Genomic DNA, 19,109 nt, shown 5'->3' on the forward strand with positions numbered 1-19,109 from the left:
TAAAATTTAACACTTTTTAAAATTTCATTACCTGTTTGCACAGGTAATGAGTATTCTGATTTATCTTGAATAGAAAATTATTGCTGATTGTTATTCTCGTTTTTCTTTCTTTCCTTTTCTTCCTGACGCTGTTTTCTCCTCAGCTCGCGTTCTTCTTTTCTGGTTAATGGAACTGTGGGGGTAACCGGGTTTTGAGCCGGCTCTGTTTTCTTTTCTTCTTTTTTAACTTCAGGCTCATTGTTTACCGGTTCAGTAGTAACAGGTACCTCAGCAGGGACAGTAAAATCAGTAGAATCGACCGCTACACTGTCAGTTGATGTGGTGTCTCTAACGATCTGTGGACTAGGACAATTGTAGGTTCTTGTAATATCAACAGTTGCTTTAGGGAAAGCTCCATAGGTGTAGCCTGATTTTGGATCGAGGTAAACTTTCTCCATAAATTTTGCAAAAATCGGCAGTGCAGTTCTTGAACCTTCACCTTGTTCGCCATTTTTAAAGTGTGCAGTTCTTTCATCACAACCTACCCAAACGCCGGTAACCAAATCCTTGGTTAAGCCCATATACCAGGCATCCACATAATCGGAAGAGGTACCTGTTTTACCACCAATCTGATTGTTTTTCTTCCATAAATTTGGCCATTCCCATAGTGCCTGAGAGGTTCCGCCCGGTTCTTCCATGCCACCACGGAACATATAGGTCATTAACCAGGCAATTTCTTCTGTTAAAACACGCTTTGTTTTCGGCTTAAATTCATCGATCACATTATTGTCCTGGTCGGTAATTTTTTCTACCAAAATGGGATCGGTTTTAATGCCCTTATTCATGAAAGTGGCATAAGCTTTTACCATTTCGTAAACCGTAACATCATTTGAACCTAAACTTACTGAAGGAACGGATTCTAAATGGCTGTCAATCCCACACTCGTGCGCATATTTCACTACATTATCCCAGCCAACTTTTTCGGTAACCTGTGCGGTAATGGTATTTACTGATTTTGCCATGGCCCAGCGTAAACTCATCTCGCGATAAGAAACACTGTAATCGGCATTTTTAGGCTCCCAATATTTGGTTTCGCCTTTATCCTGATAAGCTATTTTAACCGGTTTATCGGTAAATTTATCGCAAGGACTCATGCCTTGTTCTAAAGCAGTTAAGTAGGCAAAAGGTTTAAAAGTAGACCCTGCCTGACGTTTAGCCTGATTAACATGATCGTATTTGAAAAATTTATGATCTATACCGCCAACCCATACTTTAATTTTTCCGCTGGCGGGTTCCATAGTCATCATGCCAGTATTCATGATTTTTCCATAATAACGGATAGAATCTAATGTAGAAAATAGTGTATCGCGATCGCCCTTGTAAGTGAAGATCTGCATTCTTTTCTTTTTATTGAAATAGGCCTTAACAGAATCAGGATTATTCGGGAATTTCTTTTGTAAAAGTGCGTAGATTGGCAGGTTTTTCATCGCCCTGTCCGGATAATCAACCTTTTGCTTTTCCGAATCGTACCAGGGATCTTCTTTGCCCCAAACGCTGTAAAACCTGCGCTGTAAAATTCTCATTTGATCGGCAACCGCTTCTTCTGCATAACCCTGAAGCCTTGAATCAATAGTGGTATAAATTTTTAAGCCATCCTCATAAAGGTCGTAGCCGTTATCGGTACACCATTTTTCGAGGTATTTTGCCACGGCTGCCCTCAAATAAGAGTCACCATCGCTGCCATCCTGCATTTTACCTTCCTTAAGTTTGATCGGCTCTTTTGATAATTCAGTCAAACTATCTTTACTCAGGTATTTATATTTATTCATCTGCGCCAGCACCACATTTCTCCTTTCGATTGCTTTTACAGGGTTTTTTGTAGGATTATACATCGTTGTACCCTTTAACATCCCTACAAGCATGGCTGCATCGGTAGTAGATAAATCTTTGGCCTCTTTATCAAAATAAATGCGGCTGGCGGTTTTTATTCCATAAGTATTATTACCGAAAGAAACGGTATTGAGGTACATCGTTATGATGTCGTTTTTAGAATAGTTCGACTCCAGTTTTACTGCAGTTTGCCATTCTTTTAATTTAACAATCAATGTTCTCACTAAGGGGATTTTGATTAATAAGCCCTGCGATTTATTATAACGTGTACGGTAAAGATTTTTTGCCAATTGTTGCGTAATGGTACTTGCACCGCCATCTTTACCTAAGCCTATAACAGCTCTGCCCACAGCCTGAACATCGATTCCCCAATGTTTGTAAAAACGTACATCTTCTGTTGCTACCAAAGCTTGTATCACACTAGGCGCAATTTCTTCATAGTTTACAGGGGTTCTGTTCTCTTTAAAGTACCGTCCGATCAGTTTTCCGTCAGCAGTGTAAAGTTCTGACCCTACACGAAGAGTAGGTGCTTTGATATCATGAACACTTGGAGAATAGCCAAACAGCCACAAAAAGTTTAGCTGAAGCGCAGAAAAGAAAATTATTATAAAAAATAAAACTATTGTAGAATAACGTAAGTACTTGTTTTTTATCTCTTTAAACATATTGGATAAGGTGATCTTTAGGTAATTGCTGTGGCGTTAAATATAAAAAACTCTATATGCAAATTAACGTATTTAATTTACTTATTTTTTAGTTCTATATTTAAATTACAGATGCATCGATTTATCTAAATAATACATGATTATGAAAAACGAATTTAAAAGCTTAATTGTACAGGGAGATAAGAAGTTTTCCTTAAAAAATCATAAAACCGACTTTACTGGCGGATATAATAAGGAAAAAGCTAAAGATGCATTGGTAAATTCTAAAATTGAGCTCAACCACCTGCAGGAAAAATTATATGCATCAGGAAAAAATTCGTTGCTGATTATTTTTCAGGCGATGGATGCTGCAGGGAAAGATAGTGCTATTGAGCATGTAATGAGTGGTTTAAATCCACAAGGATGCCAGGTATATAGTTTTAAAGTTCCTACATCTGAAGAATATGAGCATGATTTTTTGTGGAGACATTATAAAGCCTTGCCAGAACGTGGAAGGATCGGCATCCATAACCGTTCGCATTATGAAAACGTGTTGGTTTGCAAGGTACATCCTGAATATATTCTAAGTGAAAACATACCGGGTTTCGCAGATGTAAAAAAAATCAATAAAAGTTTTTGGCAACAACGTTATAAAAGCATTAAAAACTTTGAGGAGCATTTAACGGCTAACGGAACGGTAATTATAAAATTCTTTTTAAATGTAAGTAAGGCTGAACAGAAACAGCGCTTTTTGGATAGGATAGAAGACCCGACTAAAAACTGGAAATTCTCTTCCGGAGATATTAAAGAAAGGGCTTTGTGGGATAAATATATGGAAGCTTACGAACATGCGATTAATGAAACAAGTACAACAGATGCTCCATGGCATATTATACCTGCGGATAAAAAATGGTTTACCCGATTGGCTATTAGTGAGATTATTGTTGATAAATTAAAAGAACTGGATCTTAAATTTCCGGTATTGGGAGAAGGAGAAACAGCTAAACTGAGCGAAACAAAGAATATCTTATTAAGTGAATAAAAAAATGCAGGTCTATAAGCCGGGTTCTGTTTTCTGATTGCTCAGAATTTCTATCATTTATCCACTATAAACGTTGCCGTTTATCTCTAACGACCTACCCACTAACATCGGACGGGCAGCCCTACGTACGTTAGCCTATTTGGTCTTTCAACTCCCGGGGTTTACAAACCACTGCAGTCGCCTGCAGTGCTCGTGCGCTCTTACCGCACGTTTTCACCCTTATCCCGACATAAAGTCGGGACGGTATATTTTCTGCTGCACTAATCCGTAATTCAGGTTTTCATTCCTGAACCCCTTTCCGTTAGAAAGCGGGATGCCCTGCGTTGCCCGGACTTTCCTCTCTTCCGATTTTATTCGAAACAGCGATAGAACAACCTGCATTTTGCGCAAAGATGGGGTTTTTTGATCAGAAAGATACAATTGATAATTAAATTTCTCGAAAGTTGCCGTCATTTCGAGCGGAGTGCAACGAAGTCGAGAAATCTATCTCGAGATAGATCTCTCCGCTCCACTGCGTTTCGGTCGAGAGGACGAGTTTTTTTATGACGAGTTTTATTTACAAGCCTGCAAATCTTTCGAAACCTTGGTGTAAGGTACAAATCCTTGCTTATTTCCAAACGAATTGGTTACAAAAACCATTACCTGCGCTACATCAATATCAGCCAGTTCGGGGAAAGCTGGCATTTTTTCCTTGTATTCTTTTCCGTGAACTATCAATGTTTCGTTCGCGCCATTTTTGATAAAACAGGCCAGACGCGTTTTGTTTGCTTTTAGGAAAACGGAATCGGTTAGGGGTGGCGCAAGCTCACCCAAGCCTTCGCCATTTTCTCCATGGCAGTTTTGACATTTGGCTTTATAAATGTCTTTTCCGTTCGACATGTAATTTTGCAAATCAATAGTCTCCTGATTCTGGCAGGAAATAATGATAGCGATAATAGAAAGGAAAAAGATAGCGTTGATGATGTATTTGCGCATGTATGTTTTATTTGTGAAAATCGTCATTTCGAGCGGAATAAAAATGGAGTCGAGAAATCTATATAGATAGATCTCTCCATTCCACTGCGTTTCAGTCGAGATGACGACTTAGATTTCTACTTTTTATACTCCGCCAATAAAACCGGAATATCTTTTTTTAATTGTTCTACCTGATCTTCTTTGGTACCATCATAAGCACCGCGGATCCGTCTGTCTTTATCAATTAAAACTAAATATCCCTGGTGGATATAACCATCTTTAGCGGTACTGTCTTCACCAACGGCCACTAAATAGTTTTTCTCAGCCAAAGTGTACACACTATCCTTACTTCCATAAAGGAATTGCCATTTTGGGCCATCTACACCTAATTTTTGAGCATACTTTTTCAAAACATGAGGTTTGTCGTATTTGAAATCAATGGTGTGAGAAACGAACATCACATCTGGATTGCTCTTAAAGTCGTTATAAACTGTCATTAAATTGCGGTGCATGGTAGGGCAGATGGTGGTACATGAGGTAAAAAAGAAATCGGCTACATAAATTTTTCCGTCAGTTGCCTTATTAGTGGTTACAACGCTGTCTTGATTCAGGAAAGACCAATCCGGAATGGTTTGATAAACCGTATCGATTTTTTCTACACCAGCGGCATCTTTAACGGTTTCGGCATGTCGCTCGCCATAAAACGGAAGTCTTCTATCTTGTTGGCATGAGGTAAATATAGAAATAGCCAAAAGGGCTGTTGCCAGATAAGCAGTAATTTTATTCATGATTTTATTTTAAAATGTAAATATACGAGGTAATTTTGTCTAGAACGTTAATTCATTAGAAAAGTCCGGGGTCAGGTGTCCGAAAGTTAGAAGTTTGGGCGTTTAAAATGTATGATTTCATATCATCGGGCTTCTGAATTATTTTGTTAATTGTTGGAAAAGTCCGGGGTCAGGTGTCCGAAAGTCGGAAGTTTGGGTGATTGAGATGTATGATTTCATATCATCGCACTCCTGACTTATTTTTGTTAATTGTTGGAAAAGTCCGAAAGTCGGAAGTTTGGGCGTTTAAAATATGGCTCAATATCTTCTGACCTCCGACTATCGGACCTCCGACTTTTTACTTTACGTGGTACACTTTAATTAATGAATCTGATTCTCGCATAACCTTAATATAACCATCTTCCACGGCCCTTATTTTAACCATCTCTGCTTTATAATAATCAAGATCTTCCTGTTCTGTTTTTCCTTTAAAATCATCTTTAAAGAAATGCATCCAATCCATCATTTTCTCATCTGCGGCATTTAATCGCGTAATCAAATCGTTGATTTTGTGTTTTTGCAATGTTGAATCCTGAGCAAGTTTAACCTGACCGGATATCAGGATTTGATCTAACTTCATTTTATTCTTCATTACTTTTTCTCCATCAATCATGAGTTTATCATGGATATTAAGCACTTCTTTGCGTATTGCTGTCGAATCAGGTTCTGTTTTGCAAGAAAAAAGCAAGGCTGCTACAAGACTGAATAGTACAATGTTTAATCTGTTCATATGATGGTGATTTAAAAATTATAGGTAATACCGACATAAACCTTTCCGGCACTCATTGGGTGATCAGTTTCAGCTTCCCAAATATTCTTCTGGATACCTGCATTTAGTGCTACATTTTTATAAAAAACATCTATACCTGCGCCACCCATCAGGTTATTCATGACATGTTCTCCGGTTTTTTGACCTTTGTATTTTTCTCCGCCCGAATATTCATAAAAAAACTGTGCTGATGGCATTAGCTGAACATCTTTTCCAATCCTCTGGGTATAAAAAATATTCAGGAAACTCGTGGTACTATTTGCAATGCCTTCATCTCGGCTATTGGTGCCGTTAACTTTATAAGAGGTGTTTAAACTTGCCCCAAACTTACCCAGGCCAACCATGTAATTGAGGTACACAAAACCATCAGTACTGCCTGTTCCGGCCTGCATTAAGGACGAATAACGGATGCCAGCATTGTTTTTGAAATCGTTTTTCCCGGTAGGCAATTTTACACCGGCACCAGCAACTAGCTGCTGTTTAAAGTTGTCTTCTAATTTTTGGACAAGGTGATAACCTGCATACAGATTGATATCGCCCACGCCAGAAATAGATGAAGTATAACCATTGTAGCGCTCACTGTTCGAAACATAAGGCAAAATAGCATTAATTTCGAGTTTACTGTTAATGAAATATTTCCCTCTGATTTCTAAAGAACGGTAAAGTTCATAATCTCCTGGATTACCTGCATGATTAGTAATAGGCGAATCCTGACTCCGCGCGGGTATGAAGAAATTTCCTCCATTTGGAAATAAAGAATGCGATTGTCCTTCGTAACCATTAAAAGAACGATAACGGTATAAAAGACTGATACTATTACGGTTGTAATAAGGCGTAATGCCCATAAAACAGCCGCAGATATCGCAGGCAAAAGCCTGACTGCCTATAAGTACAAAAACCAGAATTAATAGTTTATGACTCGCTGTATAATGTATTTTTGATAAATTCATTGTCTGTTAATGTTTTTAAAAATGCTTTAATCTGTTCTTTCTCCGTTGAGCTTAACGGGATGCCGTTTTTTAGTTGTGCATCGAGATTGGCTGAGGCTTTAACGCCCGAATTATAGTGCTCTAACACTTCATCTAAGCTGTAAAAACGCCCATCGTGCATGTACGGACTGGTATATTCGATATTACGTAAAGTAGGGACGCGGAATTTTCCAAAATCGGATGCCAGGCCTGTAATGTGCGAACGCCCTTCATCGGTACTTACTAAATCCAGGCCGTTACTTCTGTAAGAAAAATCAGTGAAAAAGGGTTCTGCATGGCAGGAAGTGCATTTTTGTTTAAAAAGATCAAAGCCTGCAGATTCGTTAGCCGTAAAAGAGATACCACCTTCTTTACGCATCACCTTGTCGTATTTCGAATTGCCCGAAACCAATACTGCCGTAAATTGCGTTATCGACTTTAAAATAAGTTGCGAATTGATTTCTGTTGAACCAAAGGCCTGTTTAAATAAATCAGGATAAGGTGCAGTATTTTTCAGAAATGCAACAATGGTTTCTATATCTGTACCCATTTCGCAGGCGTCGGTAATGGCGTTTAACGGTGAAGTTTCGATGTTTTTCACCCCACCATCCCAAAAGAAAGCCTTTTGCCAGGCCAGGTTAAAAAGTGGAGGTGTATTCCGCTTTCCCTGGCAATTGTTTACACCATGGCTCACTTTATGATCCAGTTGGGTAAAAGCAGCAAATTGCTGATGGCAGCTTCCGCATGAAACACTTTTATCAGCTGATAACCTGGCTTCATAAAATAATTTCCTGCCCAGCGCAAAACCTGCATTGGTTAATTTATTGTCTTCAAAATTGTATGCCGGAGCAGGGAAATTAGCCGGAACAGAAAAGGTAATCTTCTTTTCTTCCGGTGTTACTTCATCTTCATTTTTGCTACAGGCATACATCATCGCGATGCTTAATAAAAGCACTGCGATAATGGTTATTTTCCTTAACATTTAGTTATGGATGTGATCTAAACGGAATAAACCATTTGCATAATTGTTAGCTACAATTACAGAATTTGCACCACCCATGGTAAAATTTAGCGTAGCGAAACTGATGTCGGTTTTACCAGTAAATAATGCTGCTGCATTTACAATAAAGTGCATATTTGGCTTGCCATCGGTACGTACGCGGAGCGGATTTGCCGAATTAATTTCCGTGGCAAAGGTTCTGATGGTGTTATTCGGATCGGTTACACCGCCAATATGGAAGGTAAGCTTATTGCCTGCATCTGTTGATTGTGGTGAAGTTCCTTCAAGCTTAACAAAGATGTAGCCACTGTTCCAGGTCCAGAACATACCGTTAACCGGATCTAACGCACCTGTTTGTGCACCAGCAAAATTACGGGCATAATCTACACCTATGGTATATTCGATTTTGGTATAATCGCCGGTTGGTACGTCTTTTAAGGTAATATTTGTCGATTCTGCTTTTGAAGCATCAATTAAAAAATAACTTTCCGGAATAAGATAGCTTGATCCATCGGCTTTGCTTAATTTGATATTACTTACATAATATTTAAATACATTGATTTTAAAATCTTCGCCTTTGGCATTTTTATAAGTGGTGGTATTTAACACCAAAGGACTTCCGTTTACCTGGTTTTCGAATTCCATGGTGAAAGTAGATTTGGAATCTGCAGCAACCTCATCGCTGTCTTTTTTACAAGAAGATAATAGTATAATAAGGCATAGCAATGCCAAAAAGTATTGTGATAATTTCATTTTAAGAAAATTAAATAAGTAAAAAATAATTTGCCGTCATTCTGAATGCAATGAAGAATCTCTGGAGTTTTAGCAGAAATTAACATTACAAAAAATGACAGGTAGTTGTTCTTGATGAGATTCTTCGCTTCGCTCAGAATGACAAATAGTCAAACTTTGCAATAGCATAAGCATTCATATTAAACCATAAAATACTTAAACCGTTTTCGGTGGATGAAAAATAGAAATGGAAAGATCTTTTACCGGTTTTTCGATGTAAAGATTTTCTGAAGTGATGATGAAATAGGGAAGATGATGGTTTAAAAATACCGACTGAAATTGTGGTTCAGCCTCAGTAACTCTTTTCAAATTTTCCTGGGCCTGTTTGTTTTTACCTTCAAGTTCTTTTAGTTTTTTAGCTAAGAAACACTGTCCGTCGCAATGCAATTCGGGATGCTCTTTGTTGATACAAAACACGCTTGTGATGTATTCCTTATTCATTTTGTAGCCAGAATAGATCGCCAGTTGCATGAAACCGTTAGAAACGGTACATGTAATTAAAAGATATATGAGGACTTTCTTGAACATTTTAATTGCGCTGCAAAAGTATTAAAGAAAATGATTGCAGCAAAGAAAAAATATTATGTAATGTTTTTTGCCACGGATTAACGGAGGTCACAGAAAACTCTCTTATCATTCTTAACTATAACCCTTCTGTGCCAATCTGGGCCTCTGTGGCAAAAAATATAACGTGGCAAAACGCAAGGTTCTTAACAGGAAGCTAAACCAGAAATAAATCTGTGTTTATCTGTGTGCATCTGTGGTTAATATTTTAAAAACTCAGTGCTCAAACTTACCTGTATTTTTAGTTCAAGTAATTTTTTTTTATCTTGCCGTACACAAAAATGAAACCTATGAAATTACTTAAAACTATTGCGGTGATGATGGTATTGTCGTCATGCGCCAAAAAAGAAGTTCCAGATGTACCGCCAACCTTTAGCGACCCGGGTTGGACCAGGCTTGAAATTGCTAACGGGAGAGAAGCCCATGCTGTTTATGGGAATATTGACGATACATTAATGGTATCTACCCTTACTGAAATTTATCAAACTACCGATCATGGTAAAACGTGGCAAAGAACAAAGGTAAATTACCAGCCTACATACGGCTTCTTATCAGTTAAGGACACGATTTTTGCTCTGCAGGCCAACAGCCTTAAAGACAAAGACAATCAATTGCTTGCCACATTTAGTCAATTTTTTACGCTCGACAAAGGGTTTACCTGGAAAAGATGTACTCAATATAATGTTTCTGAAGAACGATCACAGGAATTTGCAACCATTTCTTTAGATAATCAGGTGAAAATTAAACTAAAAGAAAATTTAGAACCCATTAACGGTAATCCGGATTATAATTATATCTTAAAACGCGATATCGAAATTCTAGAACATGGATTTTCAAAAATATTTCCCGTTCCATTTGATAATCAGATTACCAATTTACATGTAGATGAGCTGGGAAGATTGTATGTCTCAGCCACGCAGAGTATTCACGATAAAATAACAGGAAAGTCTGTTTCAGCTGAAAAAAATCAGCCTGCTATCATTTATATTTCTAAGAAAAACATTAAGGAATTGATTAAATAATCATCCAAAGATCATCTGTGCTAATTCATGACTCCCTGGCAAATAAAATAAGATGTAGCAAAACAAAAGGGTGACGGCACTAAACAAAAAACACAGATGAAGCTTATTCATCTGTGTTTATCTTTTTTATCTGTGGTTAATTAGTAATAAAATAATTAGGCCTGCAAATCAGCCATTACTGCTTTAATCTTTTCTCCAAGCTGTGCATTAACCGCATCAAAATCTTTTCTATCGGCTAAAGGCGCGTTTACACTGCAATAAAATTTAATTTTTGGTTCTGTACCACTCGGACGTGCCGAAACAATACTTCCATCTTCGGTAATAAACTGTAAAACATCCGAAGTCGGGTAATCCAGTTTGGTTACTTTACCTGTTGCCAAATCAGTTTCCTGGCTTAATTCATAATCTTTCAATACCGAAACTTTCGATCCACCTAATGTAGCAGGAGGATTTTCCCTGAATTTAACCATCATGGCTTTAATTTCTTCAGCACCAGATTTACCTTTTTTGGTTAATGAAACCAAATCTTCTTTATAAAGGCCATATTCTACATACATATCCAACAAGGCGTTGTATAAGCTCGCACCTTTATCTTTGTAATAGGCTGTCATTTCAGAAATAAAGGCAGCAGAAACTACTGCATCCTTGTCGCGTACCAAATCACCAATCAGGTAACCGTAACTCTCTTCGCCACCACCGATAAAATATTTTTTACCTTCCAGTTCTGTCATTAACTGACCGATGTATTTAAATCCAGTTAAAGTATTGTAATAGGTTACATTTTTCTTTTTGGCAATTTCTTCGATCAGGTTAGAAGTAACAATCGTTTTTACAATAAACTGATTGCCATCTAATTTACCATTATCCTGCCATGATGATAACAGGTAATTAATCAATAAACTACCGGTTTGGTTGCCGTTAAGCAATACCCACTCGCCATTATTATCTTTTACTGCAATACCAACACGGTCGGCATCAGGATCGGTTGCCAGTACTAAGTCAGCATCAATTTCCTTTGCCTTGTTCATCGCCAGAGTAAGGGCTTCTTTTTCCTCCGGATTTGGATAAACCACTGTCGGGAAATTTCCATCCGGTGTGCTTTGCTCTTCAACAACGGTTACATTTGTAAAACCAAACTGTTCTAAAGCTTTCGGAACCAGGGTAATTCCCGTTCCGTGGATAGGAGAATACACAATTTTTAAATCGTGTTGCCTTTTAATCGCTTCAGGAGAAATGGATAGTGCTGTAATGCCGTCTAAGTATAATTTATCTACATCTTCGCCAATCAGTTCGATATTTGCTTCAACACGATCAAATTTAACCTCGTCGATGCTTTTAATTTTATTTACCTCATCGATCACTAATTTATCATCAGGAGAGGTAAACTGACCACCGTCTGCACCATAAGCCTTATAACCGTTATACTCTTTAGGATTATGCGATGCCGTTAACATTACTCCGCTTTTGCAACCAAAATGGCGCACCGCGAAAGATAATTCTGGCGTTGGTCTTAAGGCTTTAAAGAAATAAACATAGATGCCGTTTGCAGAAAAAACATCTGCAGTAATTTTTGCGAAATAATCAGAATTGTTACGACTATCGTGTGCAATGGCAACTTTGATTTTTTCGCCAGGATATTTATTGTTTAAATAATTTGCCAAACCCTGGGTAGCGGTACCGATGGTATATTTGTTGATGCGGTTAGAACCTGCACCCATAATGCCCCGTAAGCCGCCCGTTCCAAATTCTAAACTTTTATAAAATGCATCGGTTAATTCGGTAGTCGCATCTTTATCTACAAGGGCCTGTATTTCTGCCTTGGTATTTTCATCATAATTTCCACTTAACCACTGATTAATTGTAGCTTGTGTTGATTGGTCAATTGCCTGCATTGAGCTGTTTTTTTAATTTAATATCTGGTGTTGAACAAATTTTAGCGGATGATGTTTGGCTGAAAGCAATTTATTTCCATCCGCCCAAATTTTATTTTGTTGAGGGTGTTGCTTTTAAGCTGCTTTTGCTTATTTTCACGCCCCGATACAATAATAAAGAAAATCCAGTATTAATGGCGGGCGATTGTAACTTTTTTAAAATAGTTTTAAACTTCAATGTTACCGCCATTTGATCCGGATAAAGTAATTGATAAAAATGAAACCATCATGATTTTTCAAACCACAGCGTGGGATGAAAACCGGATAGCTTCATCACCATTGAAAAAAATAAATTTACATCGATGAAAATTTTAAAATTTGGGGGTACTTCTGTAGGTAGTCCCGAGCGCATGACGAAGTTGTTGGATATCATTAATCCAAATGTAGAGCAGATTGTAGTATTGTCAGCCGTGTCTGGTACTACAAATAGTTTAGTGGAAATTGCAAATTATTTTTTAGCCGGAGATAAGAAGAAGGGAAGCGAATGTGTTGAAAATCTATACCAGAAATATAAAGCCTTTGTTGTTGAATTGTTGCCAGCTACCGAGTTTCAGGAGCAGGGCAATGAAGTAATCGATTATCACTTCAGTTTTTTAGCCGGATTGGCAAACGATATTTTCACTTCGATTGAAGAAAAAGTGGTATTGGCGCAGGGTGAGTTATTATCTACTACTTTATATCATATTTATTTAAAATCTATCGGCGTGCCATCGGTATTGTTGCCGGCTTTGGATTTTATGAAAACTGATGAAGACAATGAACCTGATATCCCGTTTACCACCAAACATTTAATGCCGCTTTTGGAGCAGCATAAAGACAATAAATTATTTATTACGCAAGGATACATCTGCAGAAACAGTTTTGGCGAAGTAGATAACCTGCGCCGTGGTGGTAGCGATTATACAGCATCATTGCTAGGTGCTGCAATTCTGGCCGAGGAAGTTCAAATCTGGACGGATATCGACGGGATGCATAATAACGACCCACGCATTGTTAAAGGCACTAAACCAATTGCGCAGTTATCATTTGATGAAGCAGCCGAGCTGGCTTATTTCGGTGCGAAGATTTTACATCCGCAATCGGTTTTCCCGGCACAGAAATACAAAATCCCGGTTCGTTTATTAAATACCATGGAACCTTCTGCAGCCGGTACTTTAATTACGCATGATAGCGAAAGAGGTAAAATTAAGTCGATTGCTGCTAAAGATGGCATTACGGCAATTCGTATCCAATCGAGCAGGATGTTATTGGCCTATGGTTTCTTACGTCGTGTTTTTGAGGTTTTCGAACGTTATAAAACACCTATCGATATGATTACCACTTCTGAGGTTGCCGTATCGTTAACCATTGATGAAACGGCTCATTTACCACAGATTATCGAAGAACTGGAAAGTTTTGGAACAGTTGAAGTGGATACCGATCACAGTATTGTGTGTGTAGTTGGTGATTTCGGTTCTGAAAAACATGGTTTTGCCAGCAGGGTTTTAGAAGGCTTAAAACACATTCCGATCCGGATGATTTCTTATGGTGGAAGTAATTATAACGTTTCGCTTTTGATTTTAAGTGAGTATAAAACCGAAGCTTTAAGAAGCCTGCACAATAGATTATTCGAATAAAAAATCTTATATTAGCATTATGAACGAGGTGTTTTTTTTGGTAGAAGAAAGTTTAGAAGGGGGCTATGTAGCCAAAGCCTTAGGTGAATCTATTTTTACTGAGGCAGAGAACATGGATGAATTGAGAATCAATATCAAAGAGGCCGTACTTTGTCATTTTGATGAAGATAAGCTGCCAAAAATTATCCGGATTCATTCTGTTAAAGAGGAACTTTTAACTGTGTAAAAATTGTTTCCTTTTTATGAAAACACCCCGTGATCTATCTGCTACAGATTTAATCAAGATACTGAAGAAATTTGGTTACGAGGCTACCCGTCAGAAAGGAAGTCATATTCGGTTATCGGTTACCGTTGGAGAAATAACACATCATGTTACCATTCCCAACCACAATCCTTTAAAATTAGGCACAACATTATCAATAGTTAGTAATGTAAGCGATTTTTTAAAAATCCCAAAAACTGAAATTTTAAAGTAAAATTATTCGAATAAGAGGAAAAAGGCACCGATTGCTACCAATAGGCCGATCAGGAAGTGAAAAGCCAGAAAGCTTGCCGGTAGTAATCCATTTTTATATTTTTTGTAGGAGTTATATAAGCCTGCAGAAAGAATAACGACAATAAATATGGCAGCTGCTATCTTCATTTTTTGATAAATAAAAGGAACAAAACAATAAGGAGTAACACGATAAAAAAGCGGATTTTTCCATTGTATTGTTTCCGGGTAATTCTTCCATGCTTTAAATCCAGGTAGTTACCCAAATAAATTAGCCCAAAGAATAAAATTAAAATTATAATAAGGAATCTGAACATGTTCGCCGATAAAGATATATCAAAGTTTAACAATATAGAAACACCTTTTTACTACTATGATACCGATTTGTTGCAAAAAACCTTGCGCACCTGTGCAGATGCAGCGGCTCCGTATCAATTTCATATCCACTATGCATTAAAGGCAAATTTCAATCCTGTCCTGTTAAACCAGATTAAAGAGATTGGTTTTGGTGCAGATTGCGTGAGCGCAGGAGAGGTAAGAAGAGCTGTAGAGGTGGGTTTCGACAATGAAAAAATCGTTTTTGCCGGAGTAGGTAAATCTGATAAAGAAATAAATGATGCTCTTGATCTTGATATTTTCTGCTTTAACGTAGAATCTATCCAGGAACTGGAGGTGCTTAACGAACTTGCCGGCAAAAAAGGTAAAACGGCACAGGTGGCTATCCGCATTAATCCAAATGTTGATGCACACACCCACCATAACATTACCACTGGTTTGGATGAAAATAAATTCGGAATTAACTCATGGGACTTACCAGAATGTGCCGAGACTTTAAAAGCTTCGCCTAACCTAAAATTTATCGGTATTCACTTTCATATCGGTTCGCAGATTACCAATCTGGATGTATATAAAAACCTTTGCGTACGTGTTAACGAATTTGCAGCCTGGTTTGAAGATAAAGGTTTTAATCTACAGGTATTAAACGTTGGTGGCGGTTTAGGCATCGATTATTACAACCCTGATCACCAGATTCCTGATTTCGAATCATACTTCAAGATTTTTAATGAATTTTTGACGGTTAAACCTGGTCAGGAAGTTCATTTTGAATTGGGTAGGGCATTGGTTGGTCAGTCAGCCTCATTGATTACCCGTGTACTCTACATTAAAAACGGTAAAAAGAAAAATTTTGTGGTTTTAGATGCCGGTATGACCGAATTGATGCGTCCTGCAATATATCAGGCTTACCACAAGATCGAGAATCTTAGCCAGTCCGGAGTCGGAAGTCCGCAATCAACAGCCGTAAAATATGATATAGTAGGACCAATTTGCGAAAGCACCGATTGCTTTGGAAAAGAAGTAGAACAACCTGAATCTTTCAGGGGCGATATTTTTGCTATCCGCAGTGCAGGAGCTTATGGCGAGGTGATGGCTTCGAAATACAATTTAAGAGATGCAATAAGATCGGTTTATAGTTACGAGATATAATTGATCCTTTAGTGACAGAGACCGTCATCTCGAGCGGAGTGCAACGTAGTCGAGAGATCTATCTAAGCAGATCTCTCTCCCGAATATTCGGGACGTTTCAGTCGAGATGACGTTTTTTATTGTAAGTGTATCGCAATGACGTTTTTTGTTTAAATCGTCTCCAAATACAATTTCTGTAAATCAACTGCCGAAATATCCTTTGCATCCAGCGTATGTATTAGCGATCCCTGCCGCATAATCCCGATCCTTGTACCCACATTTACCGCGTTAAAAATATCATGTGTGGCCATAAAAATACTCCGGCCATCCTGCGAAAGCTGTTTTACAATTTCGCTAAACTCATCAGTAGCTTTAGGATCGAGGCCGCTTGTGGGCTCATCCATTAAAATAGCTTTGGCGTTTTTAGCCACTGCAATGGCAATTCCTACTTTCTGGCGCATGCCCTTGCTGTAACTGCCCACTCTTTTATGGAAAGCTTCAGGCTGCAAACCAGCTTGTAATAAAAATCCTTCGAGTTGATCCTTTTTATAAGTGTACCCTGCGATACGGCTAAAAAAGTCGAGGTTTTCTATACTGCTAAGGTGACCATACAGCATCACCACTTCGGGGATGTAGGCTAAAAACTGTTTCGTTTGTTCATTGTTAGGGCTAACTACCAGGCCACTTACCTTCGCTTCGCCGCTACTGGCTGCTGTAAAACCCAAAAAGAGATTGATGGTTGTGGTTTTGCCTGCACCATTTTGCCCCAGTAAACAAAATACTTCTCCGGCTTCTACTTTTAAATTCAGGTTATTCAGGGCAACATGCTCCTGATACTTCTTGGTTAATCCAATGGCTTCTAACATATTAAAGAAAAGATTAAAATTTCACGCCTAAAGAAAGTCTGATGGTAAATGGCTCACCCTCAATAAAGAAATAGTTGTTGCCTGTATATGGAAAATCAGTGGTAATATCTCCCGAAGCCATATAACGCTTGTTGGTTAAATTATCTGCAATTAGCCTCACCATATACTTTGGATTGCTAAAACTCAGTCCTGCATCAAATTTGGTGTAATTAGGCAGGTAGGTATCCCGTTGGCTAATAGCAGAAAGTTTGGTAATAGTACTTTGCCCGGCGCTGATTGAAATTTTATTATAACCTTTTAACGGAATGCTGTATTGCAGCCAGGTATTAAACACTTGCTGAGGCACATCAGGCATCTTTTGGCCAATAATAGATGGATCATCAGCTGTTGGATTGAGGTTATTATCTTTGGTTATTTTAGCATCTACGTATGTATAATTTGTAATCAGCGACAGGCGATCGGTAATGTTACCAATCACATCTACTTCAAACCCATTGCTTACCACTTCTCCCAGCTGGAGATAATAGGCAATTGCGCCTGCAGAAGCTGTATAGTTTCTAAAATCTCTTGCCGCAACATTTCTTTTTACCGTGTGGAATCCATTTACGGTAGTTAATAAACGGCCGTTAAACCAGTTCTTTTTAATCCCAATTTCTAAATTATTGCCGAGTTCCGGTTCGACAGGCCTTGATGCCGTAACGGTTTTTTGTCCGGCTTGCGGGCCATCAATGGTTTCGCTAACCACCTGACCGGTTTTAGGCAAGAATGACTGATCGAACAGAAAGTAAACAGAAGATGTAGAGTCAGGCATAAAACTTAAGGCTGCCCGCGGCGAAAATGCATGTTGTTTATAATAATCAGGCGTACGTGGCCCCTTTGTGGTGGTTAAAATATTGCGGTTACGGTAATCTGTGTAACGCGCACCAATGGTCAGCAAAAATTTATCAAGTACAATGTTATCATAAACATAAGCTGCAGAGTAATGAATGTGGTTTTCCTGTCTGATTGATCTTTTGGTAATACTGACCGTATTCGGGTCTACGTAAAAACCAGGTTTACTCCTGTCAAATGGGGTAGCATTACTCCCGTAATAGGTAGAAAGTGAGTCTTTACCAGTGGTATAATCGCTTCCGACCAATAAAGTGTGCTTAAATGCGCCTGTTTTAAATTTTCCTGATAAAAACAGGTTGGTGTTGTAGGTTTCGCCCAACAGGTTCGAGTTACTGGCAATGCGGTTGGTTTTGCCCTGATCATTAAAACTGATCGAAGTCCGGTTATTGGCCGATACCATGTACCATTGATTGGCCGGTGCCTTCACAAAGTTCGATTGTGAAGTAAGCTGCCAGTTTTCGTTAAATTTATGAACAGCACTGAACCTGAACGTATGGGTTTGCGAAACACTTAAAGGTAATCCAATCCCCGCACTAAAATTTAAACTGACCGGATCCTGCAATACATCTTTATCCTGGCGTAATTTATTGATAGAGGAACCATTTTTAACCTCTCCTCGTATGTAATTGTATTCGGCAATCAGGTAAGTGCGTGGACTGAAATTGTATTGCAGCACAGGTGCAATCACATATTTGGTGGTTTTCATGTAGTTGAGGTATGAGTCCTGATGCTGAAAAGCGGTATTAAAACGGTAAGAAAAGCCCTTGCTTTTTAAAGCGCTCCCGATATCTGCAGTGGCACGGAAAAGATTATAATTGCCACCGGTAACCTGTACATTCAATAGTTTCTCTTTTGGCGACTTCGTTACAATATTTAAAGTTCCGCCTGGTTCGCCCAAAGCACTGATAAACCCTGCCGGACCTTTAATAAATTCAAGGTTTTCTATAATAGATTCATCATCAAGGGTTGCGCCCAAAACCAGGCGGTTAGGCATCCCGTTTATGGTAGTGGCGGCATTAAATCCCCTCACTTTTATCGATGCTGAATTATCGAATGGCGAACTGTTGTAACCAAAATATACACCACTGGCATTTTTGGCCATATCTTTTAACTGCAACCCGCCCTGTTGTTGTATCAGCGCAGAAGAAATGCTGATGATGTTCTGTGGCATCTGCAACAACGGAACCTGCATTTTTAAGGTATTAGATAAGGTATCCTTTTTTAGTTTTACTGCTTTTTGACCATCAATCCTAACTTCGTTGAGCTGGCGCACTTTCGCCGTTGAATCTTGGATAGATTTGTTTCGTTTATCATGCTGGGCAAAAGCTTGTAAGGAAATGATTAAAAGTAAGGTGAGGTAAAGTGTTTTCTTCATTTTTGTGTGATTGGTCTTGTAT

18 protein-coding genes and 1 other RNA gene are annotated in these 19,109 nt (G+C 38.4%); 6 read left to right on the forward strand and 13 right to left on the reverse strand.

Annotation, left to right across the window (positions count from 1 at the left end; genetic code table 11):
* Positions 1 to 77: 77 nt before the first annotated feature.
* Positions 78 to 2,534, reverse strand: a complete 2,457-nt coding sequence (locus tag ABD769_RS13045) for a transglycosylase domain-containing protein (protein ID WP_344851859.1) — start codon at positions 2,532 to 2,534, stop codon at positions 78 to 80.
* Between the two features lie 142 nt (positions 2,535 to 2,676).
* Between ABD769_RS13045 and ABD769_RS13050 the strand changes: the two genes are divergently transcribed.
* Complete coding sequence (locus tag ABD769_RS13050; protein ID WP_344851860.1) at positions 2,677 to 3,555, forward strand: polyphosphate kinase 2 family protein; 879 nt, start codon at positions 2,677 to 2,679, stop codon at positions 3,553 to 3,555.
* Here the strand turns inward: ABD769_RS13050 and rnpB are convergent.
* The 8 genes from rnpB to ABD769_RS13090 all read right to left on the reverse strand — a co-directional run bounded on the left by rnpB (position 3,555) and on the right by ABD769_RS13090 (position 9,336).
* An RNA gene (rnpB, locus tag ABD769_RS13055) (RNase P RNA component class A) lies at positions 3,555 to 3,937 on the reverse strand. The genes ABD769_RS13050 and rnpB overlap by 1 nt on opposite strands.
* A gap of 170 nt (positions 3,938 to 4,107) precedes the next feature.
* Positions 4,108 to 4,557 carry a c-type cytochrome gene (locus ABD769_RS13060; protein WP_344851861.1) on the reverse strand — a complete coding sequence of 150 codons (450 nt, stop codon included), beginning with the start codon at positions 4,555 to 4,557 and terminating at the stop codon, positions 4,108 to 4,110.
* An 89-nt stretch (positions 4,558 to 4,646) separates the two neighbouring features.
* Entirely contained in the window at positions 4,647 to 5,297 is a 651-nt protein-coding gene (locus ABD769_RS13065) for an SCO family protein (RefSeq protein WP_344851862.1), read from the reverse strand.
* A 337-nt stretch (positions 5,298 to 5,634) separates the two neighbouring features.
* Complete coding sequence (locus ABD769_RS13070) at positions 5,635 to 6,066, reverse strand: hypothetical protein (protein ID WP_344851863.1); 432 nt, start codon at positions 6,064 to 6,066, stop codon at positions 5,635 to 5,637.
* Between the two features lie 11 nt (positions 6,067 to 6,077).
* A complete protein-coding gene (locus ABD769_RS13075) occupies positions 6,078 to 7,055 on the reverse strand; it encodes a transporter (RefSeq protein ID WP_344851864.1) in 978 nt (325 codons plus the stop codon).
* A complete protein-coding gene (locus ABD769_RS13080; RefSeq protein ID WP_344851865.1) occupies positions 7,018 to 8,055 on the reverse strand; it encodes a cytochrome-c peroxidase in 1,038 nt (345 codons plus the stop codon). Before ABD769_RS13080 ends, ABD769_RS13075 begins: the two co-directional genes overlap by 38 nt.
* Positions 8,056 to 8,826 (reverse strand): MbnP family protein, encoded by a 771-nt coding sequence (locus ABD769_RS13085; RefSeq protein WP_344851866.1) that lies wholly within the window; start codon positions 8,824 to 8,826, stop codon positions 8,056 to 8,058.
* Between the two features lie 195 nt (positions 8,827 to 9,021).
* Positions 9,022 to 9,336, reverse strand: coding sequence for a hypothetical protein (locus ABD769_RS13090; RefSeq protein ID WP_344851867.1), 315 nt, complete (start codon positions 9,334 to 9,336; stop codon positions 9,022 to 9,024).
* 383 nt (positions 9,337 to 9,719) lie between these two features.
* On the opposite strand from ABD769_RS13090, the gene ABD769_RS13095 reads away from it, so the two are divergent.
* Positions 9,720 to 10,451, forward strand: coding sequence for a hypothetical protein (locus ABD769_RS13095; RefSeq protein WP_344851868.1), 732 nt, complete (start codon positions 9,720 to 9,722; stop codon positions 10,449 to 10,451).
* A gap of 155 nt (positions 10,452 to 10,606) precedes the next feature.
* Here the strand turns inward: ABD769_RS13095 and ABD769_RS13100 are convergent, their stop codons facing one another.
* The gene (locus ABD769_RS13100; protein WP_344851869.1) at positions 10,607 to 12,343 is read right to left on the reverse strand and encodes a phospho-sugar mutase; all 1,737 of its coding nucleotides are present in this window, start codon (positions 12,341 to 12,343) and stop codon (positions 10,607 to 10,609) included.
* A 341-nt stretch (positions 12,344 to 12,684) separates the two neighbouring features.
* On the opposite strand from ABD769_RS13100, the gene ABD769_RS13105 reads away from it, so the two are divergent.
* From ABD769_RS13105 to ABD769_RS13115, 3 genes are read left to right on the forward strand one after another with little or no spacing between them, the layout of a single operon-like run.
* Positions 12,685 to 13,998 (forward strand): aspartate kinase, encoded by a 1,314-nt coding sequence (locus tag ABD769_RS13105; protein WP_344851870.1) that lies wholly within the window; start codon positions 12,685 to 12,687, stop codon positions 13,996 to 13,998.
* 19 nt (positions 13,999 to 14,017) lie between these two features.
* On the forward strand, positions 14,018 to 14,224 hold the full coding sequence (locus ABD769_RS13110; RefSeq protein WP_344851871.1) for a 2-oxoisovalerate dehydrogenase: 207 nt from the start codon (positions 14,018 to 14,020) through the stop codon (positions 14,222 to 14,224).
* Between the two features lie 16 nt (positions 14,225 to 14,240).
* Entirely contained in the window at positions 14,241 to 14,474 is a 234-nt protein-coding gene (locus tag ABD769_RS13115; protein ID WP_344851872.1) for a type II toxin-antitoxin system HicA family toxin, read from the forward strand.
* 2 nt (positions 14,475 to 14,476) lie between these two features.
* Here the strand turns inward: ABD769_RS13115 and ABD769_RS13120 are convergent, their stop codons facing one another.
* Positions 14,477 to 14,641 carry a hypothetical protein gene (locus ABD769_RS13120; protein ID WP_344851873.1) on the reverse strand — a complete coding sequence of 55 codons (165 nt, stop codon included), beginning with the start codon at positions 14,639 to 14,641 and terminating at the stop codon, positions 14,477 to 14,479.
* Between the two features lie 165 nt (positions 14,642 to 14,806).
* Here ABD769_RS13120 and lysA point away from each other — a divergent pair, with 165 nt between their 5' ends.
* Positions 14,807 to 15,976: a diaminopimelate decarboxylase gene (lysA, locus tag ABD769_RS13125; RefSeq protein WP_344851874.1), complete on the forward strand. Its 1,170-nt coding sequence runs from the start codon at positions 14,807 to 14,809 to the stop codon at positions 15,974 to 15,976.
* A gap of 149 nt (positions 15,977 to 16,125) precedes the next feature.
* On the opposite strand, the gene ABD769_RS13130 is transcribed toward lysA, so the two are convergent.
* Both ABD769_RS13130 and ABD769_RS13135 read right to left on the reverse strand, forming a co-directional pair.
* The gene (locus tag ABD769_RS13130; RefSeq protein ID WP_344851875.1) at positions 16,126 to 16,821 is read right to left on the reverse strand and encodes an ABC transporter ATP-binding protein; all 696 of its coding nucleotides are present in this window, start codon (positions 16,819 to 16,821) and stop codon (positions 16,126 to 16,128) included.
* A gap of 13 nt (positions 16,822 to 16,834) precedes the next feature.
* Positions 16,835 to 19,087 (reverse strand): TonB-dependent siderophore receptor, encoded by a 2,253-nt coding sequence (locus ABD769_RS13135; protein ID WP_344851876.1) that lies wholly within the window; start codon positions 19,085 to 19,087, stop codon positions 16,835 to 16,837.
* Between the last annotated feature and the right edge of the window lie 22 nt (positions 19,088 to 19,109).

The sequence above is a fragment of the Pedobacter jeongneungensis genome (genome assembly GCF_039538295.1).
GTDB classification, from domain to species: Bacteria; Bacteroidota; Bacteroidia; order Sphingobacteriales; family Sphingobacteriaceae; genus Pedobacter; species Pedobacter jeongneungensis.